The sequence below is a fragment of the Streptomyces sp. NPDC101234 genome, assembly GCF_044767525.1.
Classification (GTDB): domain Bacteria; phylum Actinomycetota; class Actinomycetes; order Streptomycetales; family Streptomycetaceae; genus Streptomyces; species Streptomyces sasae.
The window spans coordinates 130,214-150,920 of the sequence record NZ_JBIWOA010000013.1; the positions used below are offsets into that span (position 1 = coordinate 130,214).

The following is a 20,707-nucleotide window of genomic DNA, read 5'->3' on the forward strand; positions in this document are numbered from 1 at the left end:
TAAAACGGGGCAACGGAAAGGCCCCGCAGCAGGCTGCGGGGCCTTCGTCGTCAACCTGGGCAGATTCACCCTGGTCAGAGGTTTGTCACTGTGACGGCACCGAAGCCGTCGGTCTCTCGGCCGGAGATCTCTCAGTCGGAGAGACGCTCACCCGTGGACGTCGAGAACACGTGGATCTCGCCCGGCCGCGGCACGACGTGCAGCGTGGCACCCTTCTCCGGGACCGCGCGGCCGCTGACGCGGACGACCAGGTCCTTGAGGTCGTCGCCGACCTTGGCGCTGCCGTAGACGTAGCCGTCGGCGCCGAGCTCCTCCACGACGTTCACGGAGACCGCGAGACCGGCCGGGGCGTCCTCGGAGTCCTTGGACAGGGCGGACGCGGCCTCGCCGTTGTGCTCGACGACGTCGAAGTGCTCGGGACGGACACCGACGGTCACCGTACGGTCACCCTTGTCGGCGGCGGCCTGCAGCGCCTCACGGCTCACCGGCACCACGCTGTTGCCGAACTTCACACCGCCGTCGGTGATCGGGACCTCGACCAGGTTCATGGCCGGGGAGCCGATGAAGCCGGCGACGAAGAGGTTGGCGGGCCGGTCGTACATGTTGCGCGGCGAGTCGACCTGCTGCAGCAGACCGTCCTTGAGCACGGCCACGCGGTCGCCCATCGTCATGGCCTCGACCTGGTCGTGGGTGACGTAGACGGTGGTGATGCCGAGGCGGCGCTGCAGCGACGCGATCTGCGTACGGGTCGAGACCCGGAGCTTGGCGTCCAGGTTGGACAGCGGCTCGTCCATGAGGAAGACCTGCGGCTCACGCACGATGGCACGGCCCATCGCGACACGCTGACGCTGACCACCGGACAGCGCCTTCGGCTTGCGGTCCAGGTACTCGGTCAGGTCGAGGATCTTCGCGGCCTCCTCGACCTTCTGCCGGATCTCCGCCTTGTTGATGCCGGCGATCTTGAGCGCGAAGCCCATGTTGTCGGCGACGGTCATGTGCGGGTAGAGGGCGTAGTTCTGGAACACCATGGCGATGTCCCGGTCCTTGGGCGGCAGGTGCGTGACGTCGCGGTCACCGATGCGGATGGCGCCGCCGTTGACGTCCTCGAGCCCCGCGAGCATCCGGAGCGAGGTGGACTTGCCGCAACCCGACGGGCCGACCAGGACGAGGAACTCGCCGTCCTCGATCGCGATGTCGAGGCCGTCGACGGCGGGCTTGGTGGAACCCGGGTAGATCCGGGTCGCCTTGTCGAAAGTGACAGTGGCCATGGCTCAGAGGCCCCCTTCTACCGGCAGGAACGTGCCGGACGATCCGTTGTAGGAAGGTGGTGGTGTAGTCCACGAGAGTGAACTGGCTCTGGACGGTACCTGGCGTTCACCCCGTATGTCAGTACCTGGAGGGCTGTGAACTTCGCGGGAATTTTCCAGCGGGGGCAGAGCGCCTCTCTTTTGACCATGCCTCTGGCTTCCTGCTTCATCGCCCACTGCCGATCGAGCACAACTCTGGGAACTGCGCCTGACCGGTCTCACACGGACTCCACAGGCATTCCGGCCGACGGCCTGTCGGTCCGTACGGCATCAGCCGCCTATGCGGCGCCCAGCAACCGCAACCCCTCGTCCCGAAGGTTCACGGCGGCATTCACATCCCGGTCGTGCAGCGCACCGCAATAGACGGAAAGAACCGGTCCACGAGCGCTTGGTTCTCGCGCACGAGGCGGGTGGTCAGCTTGTCCAACAGGTCCCTGCGTACGTCATTGATCTGTGCGTACAGACGCGCGATCTAACCCCTCCCCGGATGATCCGATCTTCGGAACAGCACGTCAGGCCGACTGACGAACGGGTGCGCGGGTGGTTACGTGGAGTTTTGGATCGGTGGAGTGTGGAACTGCGTGGCTTGGGGAAACGGGGTCTGTGTACAGTGGTCCCGCCTTCGCGTTCGGCGTTGTAGTGCGCGGTGCCTCCTTAGCTCAGCTGGCCAGAGCAACGCTCTTGTAAAGCGTAGGTCGTCGGTTCGAATCCGACAGGGGGCTCCAACAAGATGGGCAACCCGCCCGCAGGGCCTGTGAGTTCGTGGTTTTCGGGTACGGTCGCGGTCCCGCGGCCGCGTCGCGACGGCGGTGCGCCTCGATGAGGGGCGGTCGCCTACCTGCACCGCCCCTGGTTCGTACGGGTGCGGCCGTGCGGCCTGCGACCTCTGTCCGCGATGGGACGACATGACGGCGAAGGCCGTCTCAGGTCTGCGCGCCATGATCGACGTGCACGTCGCAGCAGGGTGGAGGCCGCCTGGTGCGGTGCTAGTCGGCCCTGACCCAGGTGGCGCTGAAGTCGGTGCCGTCGCTGCTCAGCGCGCTGACGGTGTCCTTGTTCCGGCCCGCTCCGTTGACCATGGCGACCTGGGTCGGGTTGGCGTGCCCGGCACCGACTGGACCATGACCACCGTGGCGAGGGCGGCGGCGCTGTGCAGGCTGCTGGTTGCGTTGAGTGCCTCGGCCGGGCCGGCGGTGGCCGCGCTCGCGCTGCTCGGGGACGTCAGGCCGGTCGGCGCGGGTGCGGCGGCGAGGACGACGGAGGCGAGGGAGATGCACATGTGTCTTAACAAGGTGTGCTCCTTGGGAGGTTCGGAGGGTCCGGCGGCAGTCCGCTCCTGCCCGCTCGAACCTCTCCGGGAACTCCCTGGCAGTTGTGGAGGGGTGCGTCGGTGACGTCGTCGGGGTGGGCGCATCCGCAGGGCCGGGTCCGCGGAGCGGAGCAGGGGGGCGGTCTGACGTCAGTGTCGTCCGGCCACCCGGTCCGCGATTCTGGCCAGGCGGGAGGACTCGGTGCCGGGGTGGAGGCGTTCGCGTTGGTCGGCGGCGCGGTAGGTGGCGTACATGCCCTGGACGCCGAGCCAGCGGAAGGGTTCGGGTTCCCACTTGCGGACCTTGTGGTTGACCCAGGGAAGCTCGGTCAGGTCGGTGCGGCCGGCCTGGCCGGAGTCGAGCTGGACGAGGTCCCTGAGGGTGCGGGCGGCGAGGTTGGTGGTGGCGACGCCGGAGCCGACGTAGCCGCCCGCCCAGCCGAGGCCTGTGGAGCGGTCGAGGGTGACGGTCGCGCACCAGTCGCGCGGTACCCCGAGCACTCCTGACCAGGCGTGTTCGACGGCGACACCGGCCAGGGAGGGGAAGAAGCGTACGAGGATCTCGCGCAGGGCCTCGATGGTCGCCTGCTGGGTGCGGCCGTCGTTGTCGGTCCGGGATCCGAAGCGGTACGGCACGCCGCGTCCGCCGAGGGCGATCCGGCCGTCGGCCGTGCGCTGGGCGTACATGTAGGCGTGTGCCATGTCCCCGAGGGTTTCCAGGCCGTTCCAACCCACTGATTCCCACTGTGCCTCGGTGAGCGGTTCGGTGGCGATCATCGAGGAGTTCATCGGCAGCCAGGTGCGCTTCTGGCCCTTGAGGCTGGCGGTGAAACCCTCGGTGCAGCGCAGGATGTAGGGGGCGCGGACCGTGCCGTAGGGCGTGACGGCGTGCTTGGGCCGGATCTCGGTCACGGGTGTGGACTCGTGGATCTGCACCCCCAGTGCCTCCGCGGCCGCGGCCAGGCCCTTGACCAGTTTCACGGGGTGCAGGCGGGCGCCGTGCGGGGTCCAGGTGGAGCCGACGGCGTCGGCGACGCGGATCCGGTCGCGGGTCTCCCCGGCGCCGTACAGTTCGCGGTCCTGCTCGCCGTACGACAGTTCGTGCTCGTGGAAGGCCTTCAGGCGGGTCAGCTGTGCCGGGGTGGTGGCGATCTCCAGCACTCCGCCCTTGTGCAGGTCGGCGTCGATCTTCTCGGTCCTCGTGACCGAGATGACCTCGTCGACCGTCTCGTTCATGGCTTTCTGGAGGCGTACGGCGGCTTCGTGGCCGTGCAGTGCGGCGTACCGGTCGCGGCCGGCGATGCCGTTGTAGAGCCAGCCGCCGTTACGGCCGGAGGCGCCGTAGCCGCAGAACTTCTGCTCCAGGACGGTGACGCGGAGGAAGGGGGCGGCCTTCTTCAGGTAGTACGCGGTCCACAGGCCGGTGTAGCCGCCGCCGACGACCACCACGTCCGCAGTGGTGTCACCGGCGAGCGGCTCCCGTACCGCGGGGAGGCCGTCGTTCGCGTACCAGAAGGAGATGCCGCCGTTGACGACACTGCTTGCCGAGCTGCTCATGTCCGGACGTTAACCCTTGAGGGCGGCCAGTGTCTCCTTCGGATTCCATGCTTTTCCGCGCCCTCTGACCAGCGGAAAGCAGGCGAGGCCGATCCAGACGGAGACGAAATGTCCGAGGTCGGTGAAGGTGGGCGACTCGGTCAGCGGCAGGCCGTAGACCAGTAGGACGACCGCGATGTAGGTGTACCGCCAGGGTGTCGCGATCCGGTACGCGAGTACTCCGATCACTCCGGCCAGTGCGTAACTCACTCCGAAGTCCAGGGTGTCGGCCGCCGACTGCGGGGCGATGCCGTCATGGATCCCCTTCAGCAGCGCGCCCTCGCTGATCAGTGTCGCCAGTACGTGCGCGGCCACGCACACCGTCAGCCAGCGGACCGTGCCCAGCCAGCGTTCGGCGGGTGCGTGGAAGACGGTGTAGAGGAAGGCGTACGGCATCCAGTGCCCGCCGTCGATCCACATCGCGCTCGCGATCAGCACGCGTACGGGGTTGTCCGACAGTTCGTGGAGGTTGGTGGACCGCTGCCGCAGGAACTGCTGCTCGAACTCGGGTGACATGTAGTGCAGCGCGACGGTGGTCATGAAGAGAATCGCCAGCCAGATGTAGGTGCCGGGGGCGCTGTGGACGTACCACCGCACTCTGCTGCCGAGGCCCCGGAGAAATCCCATGAGGCGATTCATGCACGGCAGTAACGTCACATGTGTGATTGACATTCCGGATGAGCTGATCATCCGGCTTGTGCGATCGGGCGGCTTGTGTGATCGGGCGGGGTGGCGGGCATGCCGCTCGGCCGGCCGGCCGGCCCGCCCGTCGGCTGCGGCTCGGCCTCAGGTGACCGGCTCCGGTACCGGGGTCTTGGCGGGGGCGTCGTGTTTCGGTGGCTTCGCTGTCACCATCAGGCCCGCTACCAGGGTGGCCAGCAGCATCACGCCGACCGCCCACCAGATGGCGGCCGTGTAGCCGTGCACCACGGCCTGCGGGACGGCGGCGGCCTTCTGGGCGGGGTTGTGGAGGTGGGCGGTGAGGTAGGCGGCGCTGCTGGTGGTGGCGATGGTGTTGAGCAGGGCCGTACCGACGGAACCGCCCACCTGCTGGGAGGTGTTGACGGTGGCCGAGGTGACACCGGCGTCCTGCGGGGCGACGCCGGCGGTGGCGGTGGCGAACACCGGCATGAAGGTCAGGCCCATGCCGAGGCCCATCAGCAGCAGGGCGGGCAGGATCTCGGTGGGGTAGGAGGAGTGGACCGTGATCCGGGTCAGGAGCAGCAGCCCGCAGGCGGCGAGGAGCGTGCCCGGGACCATGAGCGGGCGCGGGGGCACGCGGTGCAGCAGCCGCGCGGATATCTGGGTGGAGCCGATGATGATCGCCACGGTCAGGGGCAGGAACCCGAGACCGGCCCTGACGGGGGAGTAGCCGAGGATGACCTGGAGGTAGTAGGTCAGGAAGAGGAACAGCCCGAACATGGCGACGGTCGCGAGGGCCATCGTCAGGAAGCTGCCCGCGCGGTTGCGGTCCTTGACGATGTGCAGGGGCAGCAGGGGGCTGGGGGCGCGGTTCTGCCACACGACGAACGCGGTGAGCAGGACGGCACCGGCCGCGAACAGCCCGAGGACGAGCGGGTCGCTCCAGCCGCGCGGCTGGGCCTCGCTGAAGCCGTAGACGATCGCGACGAGTCCGCCGCAGCCGAGCAGTGCGCCGGGTACGTCGAGCCGGGCGCCGGTGTGGCCGGGGCGGTCGTGCAGCAGCGCGGAGGCGCCGGCGACGGCGATGAACGCGATGGGCACGTTGACGTAGAGGCACCAGCGCCAGTTCAGGTACTCGGTGAGCAGACCGCCCACGATGAACCCGATCGCGGAGCCGCTGCCCGCGAGGGCGCCGTAGATGCCGAAGGCCTTGCCGCGCTCGCGCGGGTCGGTGAAGGTCGTGGTCAGCAGGGAGAGCGCGGAGGGCGCGAGGACGGCGGCGAAGACGCCCTGGAGGGCGCGGGCGCCGAAGAGCATGCCCGGGCTGTGGGCGGCGCCGCCGAACGCGGAGGCGGCGGCGAAGCCGACGAGCCCGATGACGAACGTGCGTTTGCGGCCGACCAGGTCGGCGATCCGGCCGCCGAGCAGGAGCAGTCCGCCGAAGGCGAGCGTGTAGGCGGTGACCACCCACTGCCGGTTGCCGTCGGACATGCCCAGGTCGCGCTGGGCGGAGGGCAGGGCGATGTTCACGATCGTCGCGTCCAGGACGACCATCAGCTGGGCGAGCGCGATGACCACCAGACTCCACCAGCGGTGCGGGTCGGCTCCGTCGGCGCCGTGGGACACACCGGTGGACACACCGGGGGAGTCACCCGATCGGGCGCGGCTCATCTGGTCAGAAGACCATGGATCGGGGCGTGTCGCATCCTGTGGTGTGCTGTTCCTGGTCATGGTTCGAGAACCACCTTTCCGGTTGCCGCCCGGTTCTCCAGGACGTGCCTTCCTCGTCCTCACTCATACGACGGATCCGGTCGGGCGGAATGTGACATCGGCGTGGTCGTGTCGGCTGTCGGCGCAGGTCGGGGGCGTTGTCAGTGGCGGCCTGCAAGATGGGGTCATGGCGAGGACAGCGGCCGGTGGGGCCGGCGGAGGCAAGGTGAAGGGCGCGCGGCGGCCGGAGGTGCGGCTGCCTGCACTGGAGCCCTGGGACGACGGCGCGCTGGAGCCGGACGGGGACTACGACGGGCTGGCGTTCCGGGAGGCGGACTTCGCCGGGCAGGACGGGGCGGGCGCCCGCTTCATGGACTGCGCGCTGACGGGCTGTGCCTTCGACGAGACGGGGCTGCGGCACGCGCGCGTGCTGGACTCGGTCCTCACCGGTATAAGGGGCGTCGGCACGGATCTGGCGGAGGCCACCCTGCGCGACGTCGAGCTCGTCGACGCCCGCCTCGGCGGCACGCAGTTGCACGGCGCCGTCCTGGAGCGTGTGGTGATCCGCGGCGGCAAGATCGACTACCTCAACCTGCGCACGGCGAAACTCAGGGACGTGGTCTTCGAGAGCTGTGTCCTGGTCGAACCGGACTTCGGCGACGCCGTGCTGGAGCGGGTGGAGTTCACCGACTGCACCCTGAAAGGCGCGGACTTCAACGGGGTGACGATGAAGGACGTCGATCTGCGCGGCGCTGCGGAACTGGACATCGCGAGAGGGGTGGAGCGGCTGGCCGGGGCGGTGATCAGCATGTCCCAACTGCTGGATCTGGCACCGGTGCTGGCGGTGCAGCTGGGGATCCGCGTGGAGGGATAGCGCCCCGTAGGGGCGCGGGGCTGTGTTGATATGCGGCTACCGCCGCGTGGGCGCGACCGGCCCCCACCGGCCCGCAGCCGCCAACCGGCCGAAGCACGCAGACCCCGGCGCTCAGGCCGGAGGCAGGGGCGGCGGCGTCGCCGTCTTCCTCAGGCCCAGCTGGTCGTCCGGATCCTGGAGCAGCGTCGGCTGGGCGGTCAGCATGCGGCGGACCACCGGCTCCGGCATCCGGATCACCACCGGCCGGGGCAGGGTCAGTTCCCGTACGGCGGTGCGGGTACGGCCGGGGCGCACCCGGTCGGCCACCCTCGCCACCACCCGCACGTCCAGCGTGAACTGCACCAGGACCGACGCGGACTTGGGCTTGTGCAGCGGCATCGAGCCGGAGGCGTTCGCCGCCATGTCGGCCGCGCCGCCGGTGCCACCCACGTTGCCCGTCAGCTGGTTGAGGCGGAACTCGTCGGCGTTGAGCAGCCCGGCGCCCGCCAGACCGCGCGCCGATCTGCCGTGGTCGGCGGAGCTCAGGCCGTCCGTCTGGGTGGGCCGGGGCGCGTCCAGGTGGCTCTGTCCCACCGTCTCGAAGGTCATCTTGTCGCCGACGCCCAGCACTCGCCCGTCCCGCAGCCGCGCGTGCAGGGACGCCCGCAGGTCCTGGCCCGCCGCTCCGGTGGCGTGCACCGGGGGCAGTTCCGCCCCGGCGGTGGTCAGCAGCGGCAGCGCCGCGATCAGCCACTCGGTGGAGACGGCCTCCTGCAGGGTGTACGCGGCGGCCTGCCCCTTGGTCCGGAAGCGGTCGCCGCCGCCGGCCTCCCGGACCGCGGAGTCGACCAGCTCCCGTACCCGCGGGGCCCCTTGGAAGCCGTTCACCTGCGCCTCCATCGGCAGCCGCACACCACCGGAGCGCCAGGTGCCGAGCGCGGCCGGGCGGTCGTCCTGCGGGCCGGGAGCCGCCGCGACCGGGGCGGGGCGCGGTGCGGCCAGCCGGCCGAGGGCGGCGAGGTCCTTGTCCAGGACGCGGTGGGTCAGTGCCTGGCGGCCCAGCGAGACCAGCGCCAGCCGGCGGCCGCCCCGGTGCAGTTCGAGGGTCGCCTCGATCGGCACCCGCATCCTGGACGACTTCGCGGTCTTCGCCTCGGCGACCGTCTTCATACCGAGCTGGCCGCGGCCGGCCGTGCCGGTGCGCTGCGAGCCGCCCGAACCCACCCCGAGCCCCGCCGCACCGCCCATGCTCTTGAGCTGCCCGGTCCCGCCGTCCGGTTTGCCGGAGCCGGCGAAGATCCCCTCCACGCCGGTGGTCACGCCCTTGTCGTGGGAGGCGGCCTGCTGGGCCACGGCCGCGGTGATGTACTCCATGTCCCGGCCGTCGTCCGCCGCGGCGTCGTAGCCGCCGTCGCCCAGGCGGTTGACCTTGAACACCGCCCAGTACGGGGTCCTGCGGCCGTCGAACAGTTCGACGGTGACCCCGCCGTCCATGGCGCCGGACAGCAGTCCGGTGCTGCCGTCGCGGTCCAGGACACGCAGCAGCCGCTGCACGTTGTCGTTGCGGTCCGCGAGTTGCTGCCGGGGCAGCAGGTCGTCGGCCAGGCTCTGTTGTCCGCTCTCCGTGAGACGGGTCCGCAGCCGGGCCAGCAGCGGCACGAAGTTCGGCAGGTTCTCGATCATGCCGAAGCCGAGCGGCAGCGCGCGGGCGAAGGACGGGCCGGTGCGCGGCGGCGCGGAGGTGGAGGAACCGGCGGTGTCCGTGCCGCGCGCCCGCTCCCCGGCCTCGCGTTCGGCACCCGTGCGGGAGCTTTCGGCCGGTCGTCGTCCCGGCCGGGACGACGGCGTCATCAGCCCCGGTTCGGGGTCGAGCTTCAGCTGTCTGCGGATCGCCGCCGGCAGTTGCGCCTCGGTCAGCCACACCGCCGCCTCGGCCGGCAGGGTGCGGGCGGCCGTCGTCACGTAGGGGCCGCCGCCGGTGACCTTGACCTCGGCGACCATGGTGACGAGCAGATCGCACTGGACGAGGTAGAGCGGCGCCTTCTTCGGGGTGTGGGCGTTGCGCTCGACCGTGCCGGACAGGGCCGCGGACCGGGTGTCGGCCTCGCTCGTGGTGCGGTTCCCGGAGAGGCCCTGGCCCAGGCGCCATTCGGCGCCGTTCTCCGAGCCGGTGGCGCCGAACTGCCAGGTGCTGGTGGTGCCCTGCCCCTCCTGCCCCGCGGCCTGGTGCCCGCCGAGCACGAAGGTCTCGGTGCCGGGACCGGCGCCCTTGTGCAGGAACTTGGGGTTGGCCAGCGTGAGCCGGGTGCCCACGGCCCCGTTGAGCGCGGCGAGCCGCCGCGGATGGCGAAGGTTCTTCACCACCCACCCGGAGGACGCGGCCTGCCGCAGCGAGGCCGTGATGGCCTGCGGCCCGAACCGCTCCTCGATCGCCAGCCGCGGCGCGAGCCCCTCCGTCTGCAGCGCGGGATCCTCGCGCACGCCCTTGTCGCGGGCGGCGGCCCGGGACAGCAGCTGGAAGGCGAGGTCCCGTACGGCCTGGCCGTCGCCGACCGTCTCCACCAGTTGCCAGTCCCGCAGCGGCTGCCCGACGGACGGCCGGGGCACCAGCGTGGCCAGGTCGCCGATGCCCTCGGCGGTGACGGCGTGCTCGGGCCGCGGGGCCTGTGCCCGCCGACGGTCGCGCACCGCGCCCTGCCGCTGCCTGCCCTCCTCGTCGAGGGTGAACTCCGTCGGGGTGACCAGCCGTACGTCCTGCTCCTCCAGGTGCAGGCCCGCCAGCGGGGTGGCCTCCGGCGCGTCCCGGCCCGGGGAGCCGGGGGTGAGGGCGCGGCCCAGCTTGCGTTGCCGGGAGGTCATGGTGACGTCGACGTCCAGGCGCAGGGCGGCTCCGAAGGTGGCGGCCTTCTCGGAGCCGTTGGTGAGGACGTCGGTGCGGGTGGTGGGGCCGGCCTGGTTGCGGCGGGTGCCGGAGCGGTGCCTCTCGTAGCGGGCCGAGCCGGTCAGGACGCCGGGGACGAGCCTGGCCTGACCGAGCACCAGGCCGCCGATCGACCGCGAACTGCTGCGCCCGCTCTGGGTGTTGCCGGTGACACCGGAGTGGCTGCGCACCAGCCAGTTGTCGGTGTCGCCGAGGTAGCCGGTCTCGCGGAGCTGCCCCCGGACCCGGAGCTGCACATCGTGCGCGTGCAGGGTGGTCTTGCGGCGCAGCCGGACCCGGATGCCGGTCGAGGTCAGCTGGTCCTTGTTGACGCGCAGATTGGTCTCGGACAGGGCGGCCATCAGCTCGCGGTGGTTGCGCCGCTGGAGGGCGGCCTCCTCCCTGCCCGGGGCCGAGGCCACCGCATCCGTACCGAAGGCGGGCAGATAGCCGGCCAGCCGGGGGTCGGTCGCGAACAGCTCCTGCACGGCCCGCACCATGGGGCCGGTGTCGAGCTGGCTGAGGGTGACGCTGGAGCCCATGGCGCCGAAGGGGAGGTGACGTTCGACGTCGACCTCGTTCCCGTGCTCGTCGGTCCGCTTGGGCTTCTCGATGAACTCCCCGGCCTCGACGCCCGGCGGCAGCGGCAGCCCGAACGACTGCGCCTCGTCCGCGCGCAGGGTCATCCACACCCGCATCGAGTGCCGGGCGACCCGGGTGCCGGGTCGCAGGACCATCTCGGCCGAGCGCGGCCCGGTGCCCTCCGCGGTGAACCGTACGGTCGCGAGGTAGAGCACCTTGTCGCCGCAGACCTCCGCGCCCTGGCGGCTGGACACGGTCTGCTCGGCCACGGTGAACCGCGCCTTGCGGGCCGCGGCGACCGGCATGGCCGTGGCCCGTACGACGGCGGCGGTCCCGGATGCTCCGACGCCGATGGCCGGGCCCAGGCCGCCGGTGACGGCCCGCCCCTTGCCCGCGCTCTCGGTGACCGTGTGCTGGGTCTGCTGATGGGTGCGCAGCTGGGTGCCGCCGGTGCCCCAGGCGGGGGACATGCCGGTGATCTCGGCGTGCATACGGTAGCTGCCCATGCTGCTGCCGTCCTTGGACGACAGGTCCTCGCCCGTGACACCGTCGCGCAGCAGCCGGGGCAGGTCCTCCAGCACGCTCGCCGTGGCGGTCGCCTCGTAGAGCCGGGCCCGGCCGGGTGCGCCGGGGGCGGTGAGCGAGGGGTGCAGGACGGCGGCGACCGTGTCGAAGAGCCCGCCGCCGCCCTGGTGCGGGGCGGCGGTGTCGGTCACCGCGACCGGGGCCATGGAGTCGGCGAGCGTGACGCGCCGGGCGGTGTCCGCCCCGACGGCCGGCGGCGCTGTGGGCGGCAGGGTGCCGGCCGGGACGAGGTGTTCGGTGGGCACCCGCTGGGTGAGGGTGCCCGAGCCGTGGAAGGTCTGCTCCCGCGGGGCGCCGTGCTTCTTGATCCGTACGCCGTAGCGCACCTTGCGCGGTGCCTCGACCGAGCCCTTGTCGCTGCGCAGCACCCGCGGTTCGGCCACGTTGCGCTGGCTGCGGGACTCCCGCGAGGACTGCCAGGGCTGCGCGTTCGCCATCCCGGCGCCGCCCAGCCACAGTCCGGGTACGACGGGCGCGAGCCCGAAGGCCATGCCGCCCAGGCCCTTGCTCGACGAGCCGCTCGCGGTGGTCGCGACGGTGGCGGCGGTGTTGTGCTGGACGTCGACCTTGGTGTCCTTGCCCTCGGCCTCGTCGACCGCGGCGAGCGGTGCTCCGTCCGGGTCCGGCACGGTCTTGGCGAGCAGGTTCCCGGGGTGGAAGACGGGCGGCCGGTCGTCGGGGGCGCGGGAGACGGTGACGGTGACGTCGAACCACTCCTTGCCGTCCCTGCCCTTGACCGCGAAGGCGCGGCCCTGCCCGTAGTACGCCTCGGGCCGGCCGGCCAGGTCGGCGGCGAGGGCGGCGACCTGGCCGTCGCCGTGTCCGACCACGGCGGCCACGGCGTTGCGCACGAACTCGTGCCCGGTCAGCCCGTACGCCGTGGACAGCCCGGCGGCCTGGAAGGCCATGAGGTACGGCGGCAGTACCAGCCCGGGGGCGGTGCGTTCCTCCTCGATGGGGGGCGGCGGTGCGGGCCGGTTCCGTCCGGCCGGCGGCCGGAAGACGGCCTTCCCCTTCCGGTTCTGCAGCGCCAGTGTGGTGGCCTCGTTCCCCGCGCTCCCCTGGAGGGCGAGGACAACGTTCTCCGCAGGCCCGGCGGGCCTTGCGGTGACCCGTGCCCGGGAGGTCTCCAAAGAGGCGTCTTTTCCGCTGTCGCCTGCCTGTCGCTGCGTCCGCACGCAGTCAACGTATGCACCGCCGGGCCGGGCGGACCGCCTTCCGTCCACTCCCGCCTCACTTGTCACTCCCGTCTCAGTGAGGAGTCAACTCCCGTACACCGAAAGGTCGTTCAGCGGTATCGGGGGCGGTCAGGAGACCCTCGGGAAGCGGGCCTGCAGCGTCCAGATCGCCGGGTTGTCCGCCAGCTCCTCGTGCATGTCGATCAGGTCGGCGATCAGGTCGTGCAGGAAGTCGCGGGCCTCCCGGCGCAGCTCGGAGTGGGAGAAGGTGAGGGGCGGTTCCTCGGCCGGCATCCAGTCCGCCTCGATGTCCACCCAGCCGAAGCGGCGCTCGAAGAGCATCCGGTCCGTGGACTCGGTGAAGTCGAGCTCCGCGTGCTGGGGACGGGAGGCCCTGGAGCCCGCTGGGTCGCGGTCCAGGCGTTCCGCGATGTCGCACAGCGCCCACGCGAAGTCGAGCACCGGCACCCATCCCCAGGCTGTGGACAGTTCCCGGTCCGCCTTGGTGTCCGCGAGGTAGACGTCCCCGCAGAACAGGTCGTGGCGCAGCGCGTGGACGTCCACCCGCCGGTAGTCGGTCTGGGGCGGGTCCGGGAAACGGTTGGAGAGGGCGTAGCCGATGTCGAGCACGTAGCCGATGGTGTCATGGCAGGAACCGCCTGCCCCATCGACCTCGGGGATGGGCCCCTGCCTCACTAGGATCGATCGCGTGTCCAGACCTGTACGCGTTTTCCCGGTCGCCGCAGGCGCGCTCGCACTCTCCCTCGCCCTCGCGCTCACCGCGTGCGACGGCGGGGTCCACGGCACCCCGGGCGGCGCGGGCCGCCACGACCCGTACTTCCCGAAGGCGGGCAACGGCGGCTACGACGTGAGCCACTACGGCCTCACCCTCGCCTACGACCCGGGCACCCGCCATCTCACCGGCACCGCCGTCATCACCGCCCGCGCCACCCAGGACCTGACCGCCTTCGACCTCGACCTGAAGGGGCTGGACGTCGGCGCGGTCACCGTGGAGGGCAAGGTCGCCCGCTGGAACCGCGCCGGCCAGGAGCTGGCGATCCGCCCGCACGACGACCTGAAGAAGGGCGAGACCTTCAGCACGACCGTGCGCTATTCGGGCACCCCGGAGACGATCACCGACCCCGACGGCTCCAAGGAGGGCTGGCTGCGCACCGCCGACGGTGCGCTGGCCCTCGGTGAACCCGTCGGCTCCATGGCCTGGTTCCCCGGCGACGACCACCCCTCCGACAAGGCGTCGTACGACATCACGGTCACCGTCCCCAAGGGCCTCCAGGTCGTCTCCAACGGCGAGTTGAAGAGCGAGACGACCGACGGCGACCGGACCGCCTTCGTCTGGCACAGCGCGGAGCCGATGGCGAGCTACCTCGCCACGGTCGCCATAGGCCACTACACGATCACCCGGTCCACCACCTCCGACGGCCTGCCGGTGTACGTCGCCGTGGACCAGACGCAGGTCGCCGCGAGCAAGAAGGTGCTCGCGAAGATCCCCGAGATCATCGAGTGGGAGCAGTACAACTTCGGCCCCTACCCCTTCTCCTCCACGGGCGCGGTCGTCAACCGGCCGGGCGACGCCGGGTACGCCCTGGAGACCCAGAACCGGCCCGTCTTCCCCGGCGTCCCGGACACCGACATCCTCGTCCACGAACTCGCCCACCAGTGGTACGGCGACTCCGTCACCCCGAAGACCTGGCGGGACATGTGGCTCAACGAGGGCTTCGCGACCTACGCCGAGTGGCTGTGGGACGAGGACCACGGCGGGCGGACCGCCCAGCAGACCTTCGACAAGTACTACGCCACCCCCAAGGACGACTCGACGCTCTGGGGGTTCCCGCCGGCGAACCCGCCGGGCGCCATGTACATCTCGGATCCGCCCGTCTACCACCGGGGCGCGATGGTCCTGCAGAAGATCCGCCAGACGGTCGGCGACGACCGGTTCTACGACATCATCCAGGGCTGGACCGCCGCCCACCGGCACGGCACCGCGGACACCGCCGAGTTCACCGCGTACGTGGAGAAGACGGCGCCGGGCAAGGACTTCAGCGGGATCTGGAAGAACTGGCTGTACGGGAACGGGAAGCCGGGCACTCCCTAGAGTGTTCCGGTGAAGTTACGAGGAGTGTTCATCGCACTGTTCCTGATGCCCCTCGTGTGGGGGGTGATCTCGCTGCTGCGAGCCGGCTCGGCCTACGGCATCCCGGACTGCCACGGCATCATCACGGGCCGGGACGGCGAGGATCACCCTGCTCCCATGAGGCGCAGCGACACGTGCACCCTGTACGACGACCTGCCCCGGGGCTCGACCGGTACGAGCACGTACGACCAGCTGAAGTCCGCCCAGGTGGGCAAGCGCCGCGCCCTCTACCGTCAGGGCCTGGCGCTGACGCTGTACGCGGCCACGGGCACCGGCCTCGTGTTCGCCACCACCTGGAAGCCTCGGAAGGCCGAGCGCCTGGAACTCACGGCCGGAGGCGTACGGGGCGGTGAGCACGGAGAGGCATGACCCGGATCGGGCGCGGCCCGCCGGCGCGTGCGGGCCATGCAGCTGGGCAGTCGCCGGTCACCGTCACGCCCGCTCAGTGCTGCTCGCCGGTCCCGTCCGTGTAGCGCGGCAGGTCATCGGTCGAGATGGTCCACTCCCCGATGGTGACGTCCTCGCCGTAGACGAAGTCCTTGCGGGTCGCGTAGCGCGGGCCGTCGGGGGTGGAGTGGATGTCGGTGAGGACGGCGCCGGTGGCGGTGCGGGGGTCGAAGATCGCGTAGACGGGGACGCCCATCAGGGGGTAGTCGCGCACTTTGCCGACCCAGTCGTTGTCCGGGTTGGAACAGGAGACGATTTCGACAGCGGCGATCAGCGTAAGTGGGTCGAAGGACCCGTCCCCCTCCATGTCCACCTCTGCGATCACCATGATGTCTGGACGGCGCATGATCCTTTCTGGCGCCACTTCCACATCGGGCTCGCCCGTGTGGGCCACGATCTCCTCAGGCATGACCTTCTCCAGGCGTTTCCGGAGACGCAGTGCGGTGAGCTCGTGCTGCCGGACAGGCGACATCATGTCGAGGACGATCCCTTCCCTGGTGATCTCGAACTTGCCGGGGAGGGTGCCGTCCGCGGAGTCCACGAAGTCGCGCATGGCCCGGTACAAGGGGGAGGCGTCCTGCCGTGCGTTGTCCGGCGCGATGGTCATGGCGCTCGCTCCTCGTCTGTGCCCAGGGGCAAGGATCGTCGCTCTCATGCTAGGCGGCCTCCGGGAGATCGGTTCGGCAGTCGCGGCAGCGGCCTGGAGCGGCGGCCCGGAAGGGGCGGTCGCAGCCGTCGCAGTTCTGGAACGGGTGTCTGGGCTGCGGGGCCGGTGCGGCTGGAGGCCGGAACGGGGGCGGCGGTGGAAGCTGTGCGGCCAGGCGGTGGGCCAGGAAGGCGGCCGACCGCCTCAAGCTCCCGCAGTGCGGCCGAGATACGGGTCCTGCCTTCCTTCAGGCGCTCCGCCAGCGTCTTGATGTCGACCCGGGCGCCGGTCGGCAGCGACTGGATGTGCACGCCGACCCCGACCGCGAGCCCCGACAGGTCGGGGTGCTGGGCGAGGTCGTTGCCGACCACCGTGAAGTGCGAGGTATGGCGGGTGTGCTCGTGGATGAGCCCGCCGCCGGACCCCCGGTTCGGGTGTTTCTCGGCGGCAACACGGGGCTGGGCGCACGAGGGCGCGCTAGGGTTTTCCGTATCCATCGGGAAGGCACTACTTCCTGGGTGGTCAGGCCCTCGCACTGGGATTGCCGTCCCGGCGGGGGCCGAAGTCTTTCTGCGGTTGTTGCGCTGAGCGTAGGGCACGCAACCCACCTCAAATCCAGCCCACTTGGGCATATTCACTCGCGGGAGTGACGCTGCGCGACGGGCGGGTGGGGTGGGGTTTGGTGGGGTTCTTTCTCCCGTCTCATCCCTTGGTTTTTGACGTCCCTTGCGACCGAAGCCCGGTTTCCCGGGCTACGGCGACACCCCGATCTCGGCCCACACCGTCTTGCGCGGCGCCAGCCCCGGGGCCACGCCCCACTTGTCGGCGAGCGCCTCCACGAGGACCAGGCCCCGGCCCGACTCGGCGTCCGGTGCGAGCGGCCGCGCGTGCGGCAGGCGGTCACCGCGGGTGTCCGTGACCTCGATCCGCAGCGTGTCCCCCACGACGTAGAGGAGAAGGCCGAAGTCACGCCCCGACACCCGCCCGTGCGTCGCCGCGTTCGCCGCCAGCTCGGCCACGATCTGCCGCGCCGGATCCAACGGCAGCCCCCAGGAGCGCAGTTGCTCGGCGGCCAGCAGCCGAGCCAGCCGCGCGCCCCGCGGTGTGGACGAGAGACGCAGGCTCATGTTGCGGACGGGGGCGGAGATTTCGTCGTTCACATCACTCAGCGTGGCCGCGCGTGCGTACCGTGAACAGTGACGGAGGCCTTACGTACGGTGACTGTCCGGTGCTTGTCCAGTGCTGTCTTGGCTGTCGGGAAAGAGGTGTGCGGGATGAGCGTGGACGGCGAGGTGGCCGAGCCGGGCTGGGAGGTCGACCCGGACGACGACTGGGGTGTGGCGGTCGTTGCGACGGTCGGCCGCCAACTGAAGCTGCGGCGAGAAGCGGTGGGGATGCGGGCCGCCGAGTTCGGGGAGGCGGTCGGTTACGGGGAGGACATGGTCTACAAGGTGGAGGGCGGCAAGCGGATCCCCCGGCAGGATTACCTGAACAGGGCGGACGAGGTTCTCGGCGCGGGTGGGCTGATCTCGGCGACTTGGGAGGACGTGAAGCGGGTCCGGTATCCGAAGAAGGTGCGGGAGCTTGCCAAGTTGGAGGGGCAGGCTGTTGAGATCGGGGTGTATGAGGTCGTCAGTATCAACGGCCTGTTGCAGACGCCCGAGCATGCGCGAGCGCTGTTCGAGGCTTGGCAGCCTGCCTATTCGGAGGATGACTTGGAACGCGTCCTGGCAGCGCGTATGGCCAGGCGATCCATCTTCGAGCGATCACCGGCCCCGGCGCTCGGCTTCGTCCTTGAGGAGGCAGCGCTTCGACGACGTGTCGGCGGCACAATGGTGTGGCGACAGCAGCTCGAACATCTGCTGGAGGTGGGTCGGTTGCGGAACGTCACCCTTCAGGTGATGCCGACGAACGGCGGGGCTCATCCCGGTCTGGGCGGCAGGGTCGAAATCTTGAAGTTCCCCGACGGGACGGCAGTCGGGCGTTCGGATGGTGCGTTCAACGGCAGAGCCACTTCTGATCCGAAACAGCTCCACATCCTTGAGCTGCGATATGGCACCATCCGGGCGCAAGCTCTGCCGCCCCAGGAGTCACTGGCCCTTATCGAGCACATGCTTGGAGAAACATGATCCGCAAGACCTCTGCCGGAATCTCTTCCGAGCTGGCGTGGTTCAAGAGCAGCTACAGCAGTGGGCCCGACGGCGACAGCTGCGTAGAAGTCGCCCTGGCGTGGTTCAAAAGCAGCTACAGCGACGGCCCCAACGGCGACTCCTGCCTCGAAATAGCCCCCACCCCCACCACCATCCACATCCGCGACTCAAAGTTCACGCCCGCCACCCCCGGCCCCCAACTCGCTCTCGCCCCCGCCGTCTGGGCGGCCTTCGTCCCTTACGCGTCTGCGGACTGAGCGCACGCCGGAGCCCCCGGCGTCACACCAGGGGCTCCCGCACAGCGCAGCGTGCCGCGTCCGTCAGACGTTGACGCCGAAGTCCTGGGCGATGCCGACCAGGCCGGACGCGTAGCCCTGGCCCACCGCGCGGAACTTCCACTCCGCGCCATTGCGGTACAGCTCGCCGAAGACCATCGCGGTCTCGGTGGCCGCGTCCTCGGAGAGGTCGTAGCGGGCGATCTCGGCGCCGCCGGCCTGGTTGACGATGCGGATGTAGGCGTTGCGGACCTGGCCGAAGTTCTGGCCGCGGTTCTCGGCGTCGTAGATCGAGACCGGGAAGACGATCTTGTCGATGTCGGCGGGCAGGGCCGCCAGGTTGACGTTGATCGCCTCGTCGTCGCCGGCGCCCTCGCCCGTGCGGTTGTCGCCGGTGTGGACGATCGAGTTGTCCGGGGTGTTCTTGTTGTTGAAGAAGACGAAGTGGGCGTCCGAGTAGACCTTGCCCTGCCCGTTGACCGCGATGGCCGAGGCGTCCAGGTCGAAGTCCGTGCCGGTGGTGGTGCGGACGTCCCAGCCGAGACCCACGGTGACGGCGGTCAGGCCCGGAGCCTCCTTGGTGAGCGAGACGTTGCCACCCTTGGACAGGCTTACAGCCATGGTCGGGAGTCCTTTCCCTTGTTCTGCGTACGGCCGTGCGGCGTACGGGCTCGAAGCTACAGCTACCCGTATGAACGCCACGAGGGGTACCGAAGGTTCCATCTTGCTTTACCTTCTTTACCGAACTGTGGATGAACACCGCCGGAGGACGATATTCGCGTGACGTGTGCCGGTCAGTCGCGCGACCATGGGGACATGTCCGGTCCTTACGTCATCCGCGGCTCCGTCTCACTCCCCGAGGCCGAGCTCAACTGGCGTTTCTCGCGGTCGTCCGGGCCCGGCGGGCAGCACGTCAACACCAGCGACTCCCAGGTGGAGCTGCGCTTCGACCTGGCGAACACCGAGGCACTGCCCGAGGTGTGGAAGGCGCGGGCGCTGGAGCGGCTGGCCGCCCGGCTCGTCGACGGGGTCGTCACCGTGCGCTCCTCCGAGCACCGCTCCCAGTGGCGCAACCGCGAGACCGCCGCCGTACGCCTCGCCGCGCTCCTCGCCGAGGCCACCGCACCCCCGCCCAAGCCCCGCAAACCGACCCGCATCCCGCGCGGGATCAACGAACGCCGGCTGCGGGAGAAGAAACAGCGCTCGGACACCAAACGCGGCCGCACCGGCCGCGACTGGTCCTAGAGGTCCAGCACCCCCACCGGCTGGTCCCCGCTGACCTCCCCGGTCTTGCGGAAGCCCAGGCGGAGGTAGAACTCCTCGGGGCCGTCCGGGCCGGCGTGCCAGGTGACGTACAGGTGCTTGCCGCCGCGGCGGCGGATCTCCTCGGCCACGGCCTCGACCGCGAACCGGCCGTAGCCCTTTCCCTGTTCCCCGGCGTCGATGTTGAGGCGCCACAGGCCGGAGCGGAACAGGGTGCCGTCGGCGCGCCAGTCGATGTCCAGGAAAGCCATCAGAAAGCCGACCGGCCGGTTCTCTTCGCCGTCGACGATCAGGCGCGGCCAGGCGACTCCGGGGGGACGGACGTACGCCTCGGCGAGGGAATGCGCGACCGGCTCGACGTTCTGTTCCTGACCGGGGCGGACGCGAATGGCGAGGGCCGCTTCCAAATTCCGGACGGTGACTTCTTCGAGGCGGGGCCGGGGCCGGGGTGTTGTCATCCGTGCACTTTAGAAGGGGCGTTCAGCAGGCGCCCACGGGATTTCCGTACGGACCGCGCGGTCTCATCCCAACTGCCGGTACCGGCCCCGGAAATACATCAGCGGTCCGCCCTCCGTGCTCGGCAGATGAGCGGTGAGGACCCGGCCGATGACGAGGGTGTGGTCGCCGGCCGTCACCCGCTGCTCGGTGCGGCACTCCAGGGTCGCGAGGGCGCCGCCGACGAGCGGGGCGCCGGTGGCCTCGCCGCGGGCGTAGGGGATGTCCTCGAAGAGCAGACGGTCGCTGATGCGACCCTTCATCGCGAAGCGGCCGGCGATGTGCCGCTGGCTCTCGGTGAGCACCGAGACCGCCCAGAGCGGCTGTTCGTCGAGCAGGTCGTCCATGCGCGCGCCGGTACGCAGGCTGACCAGCACCAACGGCGGGTCGAGCGACACCGACAGGAACGCCGTCGCGGTCATCCCGACGTCCTCGCCGGCCGGTGCCAGCGGGTCGTCCGGGTCGAGCGGCGGCTCCTGGGCGGTCACCAGGACCACACCGGCGGCCAGCCGGGACATGGCGGCCTTGAACGCTTCGTTGCTCACCCCCACAGCATGCCCGGTGGCTTCTGCGGCGGCGGGGGAGGGAGTCTTCAGC

At 70.5% G+C, this 20,707-nt stretch carries 17 protein-coding genes, 1 tRNA gene and 2 pseudogenes; 7 read left to right on the forward strand and 13 right to left on the reverse strand.

Features of this window, described 5'->3' with window-relative positions; translation table 11 throughout:
- Nucleotides 1-131: 131 nt before the first annotated feature.
- Both ACIRR9_RS24330 and ACIRR9_RS24335 read right to left on the reverse strand, forming a co-directional pair.
- Nucleotides 132-1,268: an ABC transporter ATP-binding protein gene (locus tag ACIRR9_RS24330; RefSeq protein ID WP_403755377.1), complete on the reverse strand. Its 1,137-nt coding sequence runs from the start codon at nt 1,266-1,268 to the stop codon at nt 132-134.
- A gap of 317 nt (nt 1,269-1,585) precedes the next feature.
- A pseudogene (locus ACIRR9_RS24335) lies at nt 1,586-1,779 on the reverse strand (hypothetical protein); the annotation flags it as partial.
- Nucleotides 1,780-1,955: 176 nt separating this feature from the next.
- On the opposite strand from ACIRR9_RS24335, the gene ACIRR9_RS24340 reads away from it, so the two are divergent.
- Nucleotides 1,956-2,032: transfer RNA gene (locus ACIRR9_RS24340), tRNA-Thr, on the forward strand.
- A gap of 734 nt (nt 2,033-2,766) precedes the next feature.
- Here ACIRR9_RS24340 and ACIRR9_RS24345 read toward each other — a convergent pair.
- The 3 genes from ACIRR9_RS24345 to ACIRR9_RS24355 form a co-directional block, all read right to left on the reverse strand.
- On the reverse strand, nt 2,767-4,173 hold the full coding sequence (locus tag ACIRR9_RS24345; RefSeq protein WP_403755380.1) for an NAD(P)/FAD-dependent oxidoreductase: 1,407 nt from the start codon (nt 4,171-4,173) through the stop codon (nt 2,767-2,769).
- A gap of 9 nt (nt 4,174-4,182) precedes the next feature.
- A complete protein-coding gene (locus tag ACIRR9_RS24350; protein WP_365353006.1) occupies nt 4,183-4,839 on the reverse strand; it encodes a rhomboid-like protein in 657 nt (218 codons plus the stop codon).
- A 159-nt stretch (nt 4,840-4,998) separates the two neighbouring features.
- Nucleotides 4,999-6,525, reverse strand: coding sequence for an MFS transporter (locus ACIRR9_RS24355; protein WP_403755383.1), 1,527 nt, complete (start codon nt 6,523-6,525; stop codon nt 4,999-5,001).
- A 226-nt stretch (nt 6,526-6,751) separates the two neighbouring features.
- On the opposite strand from ACIRR9_RS24355, the gene ACIRR9_RS24360 reads away from it, so the two are divergent.
- Nucleotides 6,752-7,438: a pentapeptide repeat-containing protein gene (locus tag ACIRR9_RS24360; RefSeq protein WP_403755386.1), complete on the forward strand. Its 687-nt coding sequence runs from the start codon at nt 6,752-6,754 to the stop codon at nt 7,436-7,438.
- A 111-nt stretch (nt 7,439-7,549) separates the two neighbouring features.
- On the opposite strand, the gene ACIRR9_RS24365 is transcribed toward ACIRR9_RS24360, so the two are convergent.
- Together ACIRR9_RS24365 and ACIRR9_RS24370 are read right to left on the reverse strand one after the other, a co-directional pair.
- Nucleotides 7,550-12,682, reverse strand: a complete 5,133-nt coding sequence (locus ACIRR9_RS24365) for a hypothetical protein (RefSeq protein WP_403755389.1) — start codon at nt 12,680-12,682, stop codon at nt 7,550-7,552.
- 129 nt (nt 12,683-12,811) lie between these two features.
- Complete coding sequence (locus ACIRR9_RS24370) at nt 12,812-13,312, reverse strand: hypothetical protein (protein WP_365345347.1); 501 nt, start codon at nt 13,310-13,312, stop codon at nt 12,812-12,814.
- A 79-nt stretch (nt 13,313-13,391) separates the two neighbouring features.
- Between ACIRR9_RS24370 and ACIRR9_RS24375 the strand changes: the two genes are divergently transcribed.
- On the forward strand, nt 13,392-14,795 hold the full coding sequence (locus tag ACIRR9_RS24375; RefSeq protein WP_403755392.1) for a M1 family metallopeptidase: 1,404 nt from the start codon (nt 13,392-13,394) through the stop codon (nt 14,793-14,795).
- 9 nt (nt 14,796-14,804) lie between these two features.
- On the forward strand, nt 14,805-15,203 hold the full coding sequence (locus tag ACIRR9_RS24380; RefSeq protein ID WP_403755395.1) for a hypothetical protein: 399 nt from the start codon (nt 14,805-14,807) through the stop codon (nt 15,201-15,203).
- Nucleotides 15,204-15,276: 73 nt separating this feature from the next.
- Here ACIRR9_RS24380 and ACIRR9_RS24385 read toward each other — a convergent pair whose 3' ends face one another.
- From ACIRR9_RS24385 to ACIRR9_RS24395, 3 genes and pseudogenes are all read right to left on the reverse strand, one after another.
- A complete protein-coding gene (locus ACIRR9_RS24385; RefSeq protein ID WP_403755398.1) occupies nt 15,277-15,888 on the reverse strand; it encodes a Uma2 family endonuclease in 612 nt (203 codons plus the stop codon).
- Between the two features lie 49 nt (nt 15,889-15,937).
- Nucleotides 15,938-16,424, reverse strand: a pseudogene (locus ACIRR9_RS24390) (hypothetical protein).
- Between the two features lie 255 nt (nt 16,425-16,679).
- Complete coding sequence (locus ACIRR9_RS24395; RefSeq protein WP_403755722.1) at nt 16,680-17,054, reverse strand: ATP-binding protein; 375 nt, start codon at nt 17,052-17,054, stop codon at nt 16,680-16,682.
- A 147-nt stretch (nt 17,055-17,201) separates the two neighbouring features.
- Between ACIRR9_RS24395 and ACIRR9_RS24400 the strand changes: the two genes are divergently transcribed.
- Nucleotides 17,202-18,056 carry a helix-turn-helix domain-containing protein gene (locus ACIRR9_RS24400; protein WP_403755401.1) on the forward strand — a complete coding sequence of 285 codons (855 nt, stop codon included), beginning with the start codon at nt 17,202-17,204 and terminating at the stop codon, nt 18,054-18,056.
- Entirely contained in the window at nt 18,053-18,334 is a 282-nt protein-coding gene (locus ACIRR9_RS24405; RefSeq protein WP_403755404.1) for a DUF397 domain-containing protein, read from the forward strand. The genes ACIRR9_RS24400 and ACIRR9_RS24405 overlap by 4 nt, the downstream gene beginning before the upstream one ends.
- A 63-nt stretch (nt 18,335-18,397) precedes the next feature.
- Here the strand turns inward: ACIRR9_RS24405 and ACIRR9_RS24410 are convergent, their stop codons facing one another.
- Nucleotides 18,398-18,973, reverse strand: a complete 576-nt coding sequence (locus ACIRR9_RS24410; RefSeq protein ID WP_123976068.1) for a TerD family protein — start codon at nt 18,971-18,973, stop codon at nt 18,398-18,400.
- Nucleotides 18,974-19,168: 195 nt separating this feature from the next.
- On the opposite strand from ACIRR9_RS24410, the gene arfB reads away from it, so the two are divergent.
- Nucleotides 19,169-19,597, forward strand: coding sequence for an alternative ribosome rescue aminoacyl-tRNA hydrolase ArfB (arfB, locus tag ACIRR9_RS24415; RefSeq protein ID WP_403755408.1), 429 nt, complete (start codon nt 19,169-19,171; stop codon nt 19,595-19,597).
- On the opposite strand, the gene ACIRR9_RS24420 is transcribed toward arfB, so the two are convergent.
- Both ACIRR9_RS24420 and ACIRR9_RS24425 read right to left on the reverse strand, forming a co-directional pair.
- A complete protein-coding gene (locus ACIRR9_RS24420; protein WP_403755411.1) occupies nt 19,594-20,073 on the reverse strand; it encodes a GNAT family N-acetyltransferase in 480 nt (159 codons plus the stop codon). The genes arfB and ACIRR9_RS24420 overlap by 4 nt on opposite strands.
- Before the next feature lie 63 nt (nt 20,074-20,136).
- Nucleotides 20,137-20,655 (reverse strand): flavin reductase family protein, encoded by a 519-nt coding sequence (locus tag ACIRR9_RS24425; protein ID WP_403755414.1) that lies wholly within the window; start codon nt 20,653-20,655, stop codon nt 20,137-20,139.
- Between the last annotated feature and the right edge of the window lie 52 nt (nt 20,656-20,707).

What these genes read in the sequence shown, in the direction of transcription:
- ACIRR9_RS24395 (WP_403755722.1), bottom strand. Translation starts at nt 17,054, where the DNA reads ATGAGCCTGCGTCTCTCGTCCACACCGCGGGGCGCGCGGCTGGCTCGG.
- ACIRR9_RS24360 (WP_403755386.1), top strand. Translation starts at nt 6,752, where the DNA reads ATGGCGAGGACAGCGGCCGGTGGGGCCGGCGGAGGCAAGGTGAAGGGC.
- ACIRR9_RS24355 (WP_403755383.1), bottom strand. Translation starts at nt 6,525, where the DNA reads ATGAGCCGCGCCCGATCGGGTGACTCCCCCGGTGTGTCCACCGGTGTG.
- ACIRR9_RS24350 (WP_365353006.1), bottom strand. Translation starts at nt 4,839, where the DNA reads ATGGGATTTCTCCGGGGCCTCGGCAGCAGAGTGCGGTGGTACGTCCAC.
- ACIRR9_RS24330 (WP_403755377.1), bottom strand. Translation starts at nt 1,268, where the DNA reads ATGGCCACTGTCACTTTCGACAAGGCGACCCGGATCTACCCGGGTTCC.
- ACIRR9_RS24405 (WP_403755404.1), top strand. Translation starts at nt 18,053, where the DNA reads ATGATCCGCAAGACCTCTGCCGGAATCTCTTCCGAGCTGGCGTGGTTC.
- ACIRR9_RS24385 (WP_403755398.1), bottom strand. Translation starts at nt 15,888, where the DNA reads ATGACCATCGCGCCGGACAACGCACGGCAGGACGCCTCCCCCTTGTAC.
- ACIRR9_RS24410 (WP_123976068.1), bottom strand. Translation starts at nt 18,973, where the DNA reads ATGGCTGTAAGCCTGTCCAAGGGTGGCAACGTCTCGCTCACCAAGGAG.
- ACIRR9_RS24420 (WP_403755411.1), bottom strand. Translation starts at nt 20,073, where the DNA reads ATGACAACACCCCGGCCCCGGCCCCGCCTCGAAGAAGTCACCGTCCGG.
- ACIRR9_RS24345 (WP_403755380.1), bottom strand. Translation starts at nt 4,173, where the DNA reads ATGAGCAGCTCGGCAAGCAGTGTCGTCAACGGCGGCATCTCCTTCTGG.
- ACIRR9_RS24400 (WP_403755401.1), top strand. Translation starts at nt 17,202, where the DNA reads ATGAGCGTGGACGGCGAGGTGGCCGAGCCGGGCTGGGAGGTCGACCCG.
- arfB (WP_403755408.1), top strand. Translation starts at nt 19,169, where the DNA reads ATGTCCGGTCCTTACGTCATCCGCGGCTCCGTCTCACTCCCCGAGGCC.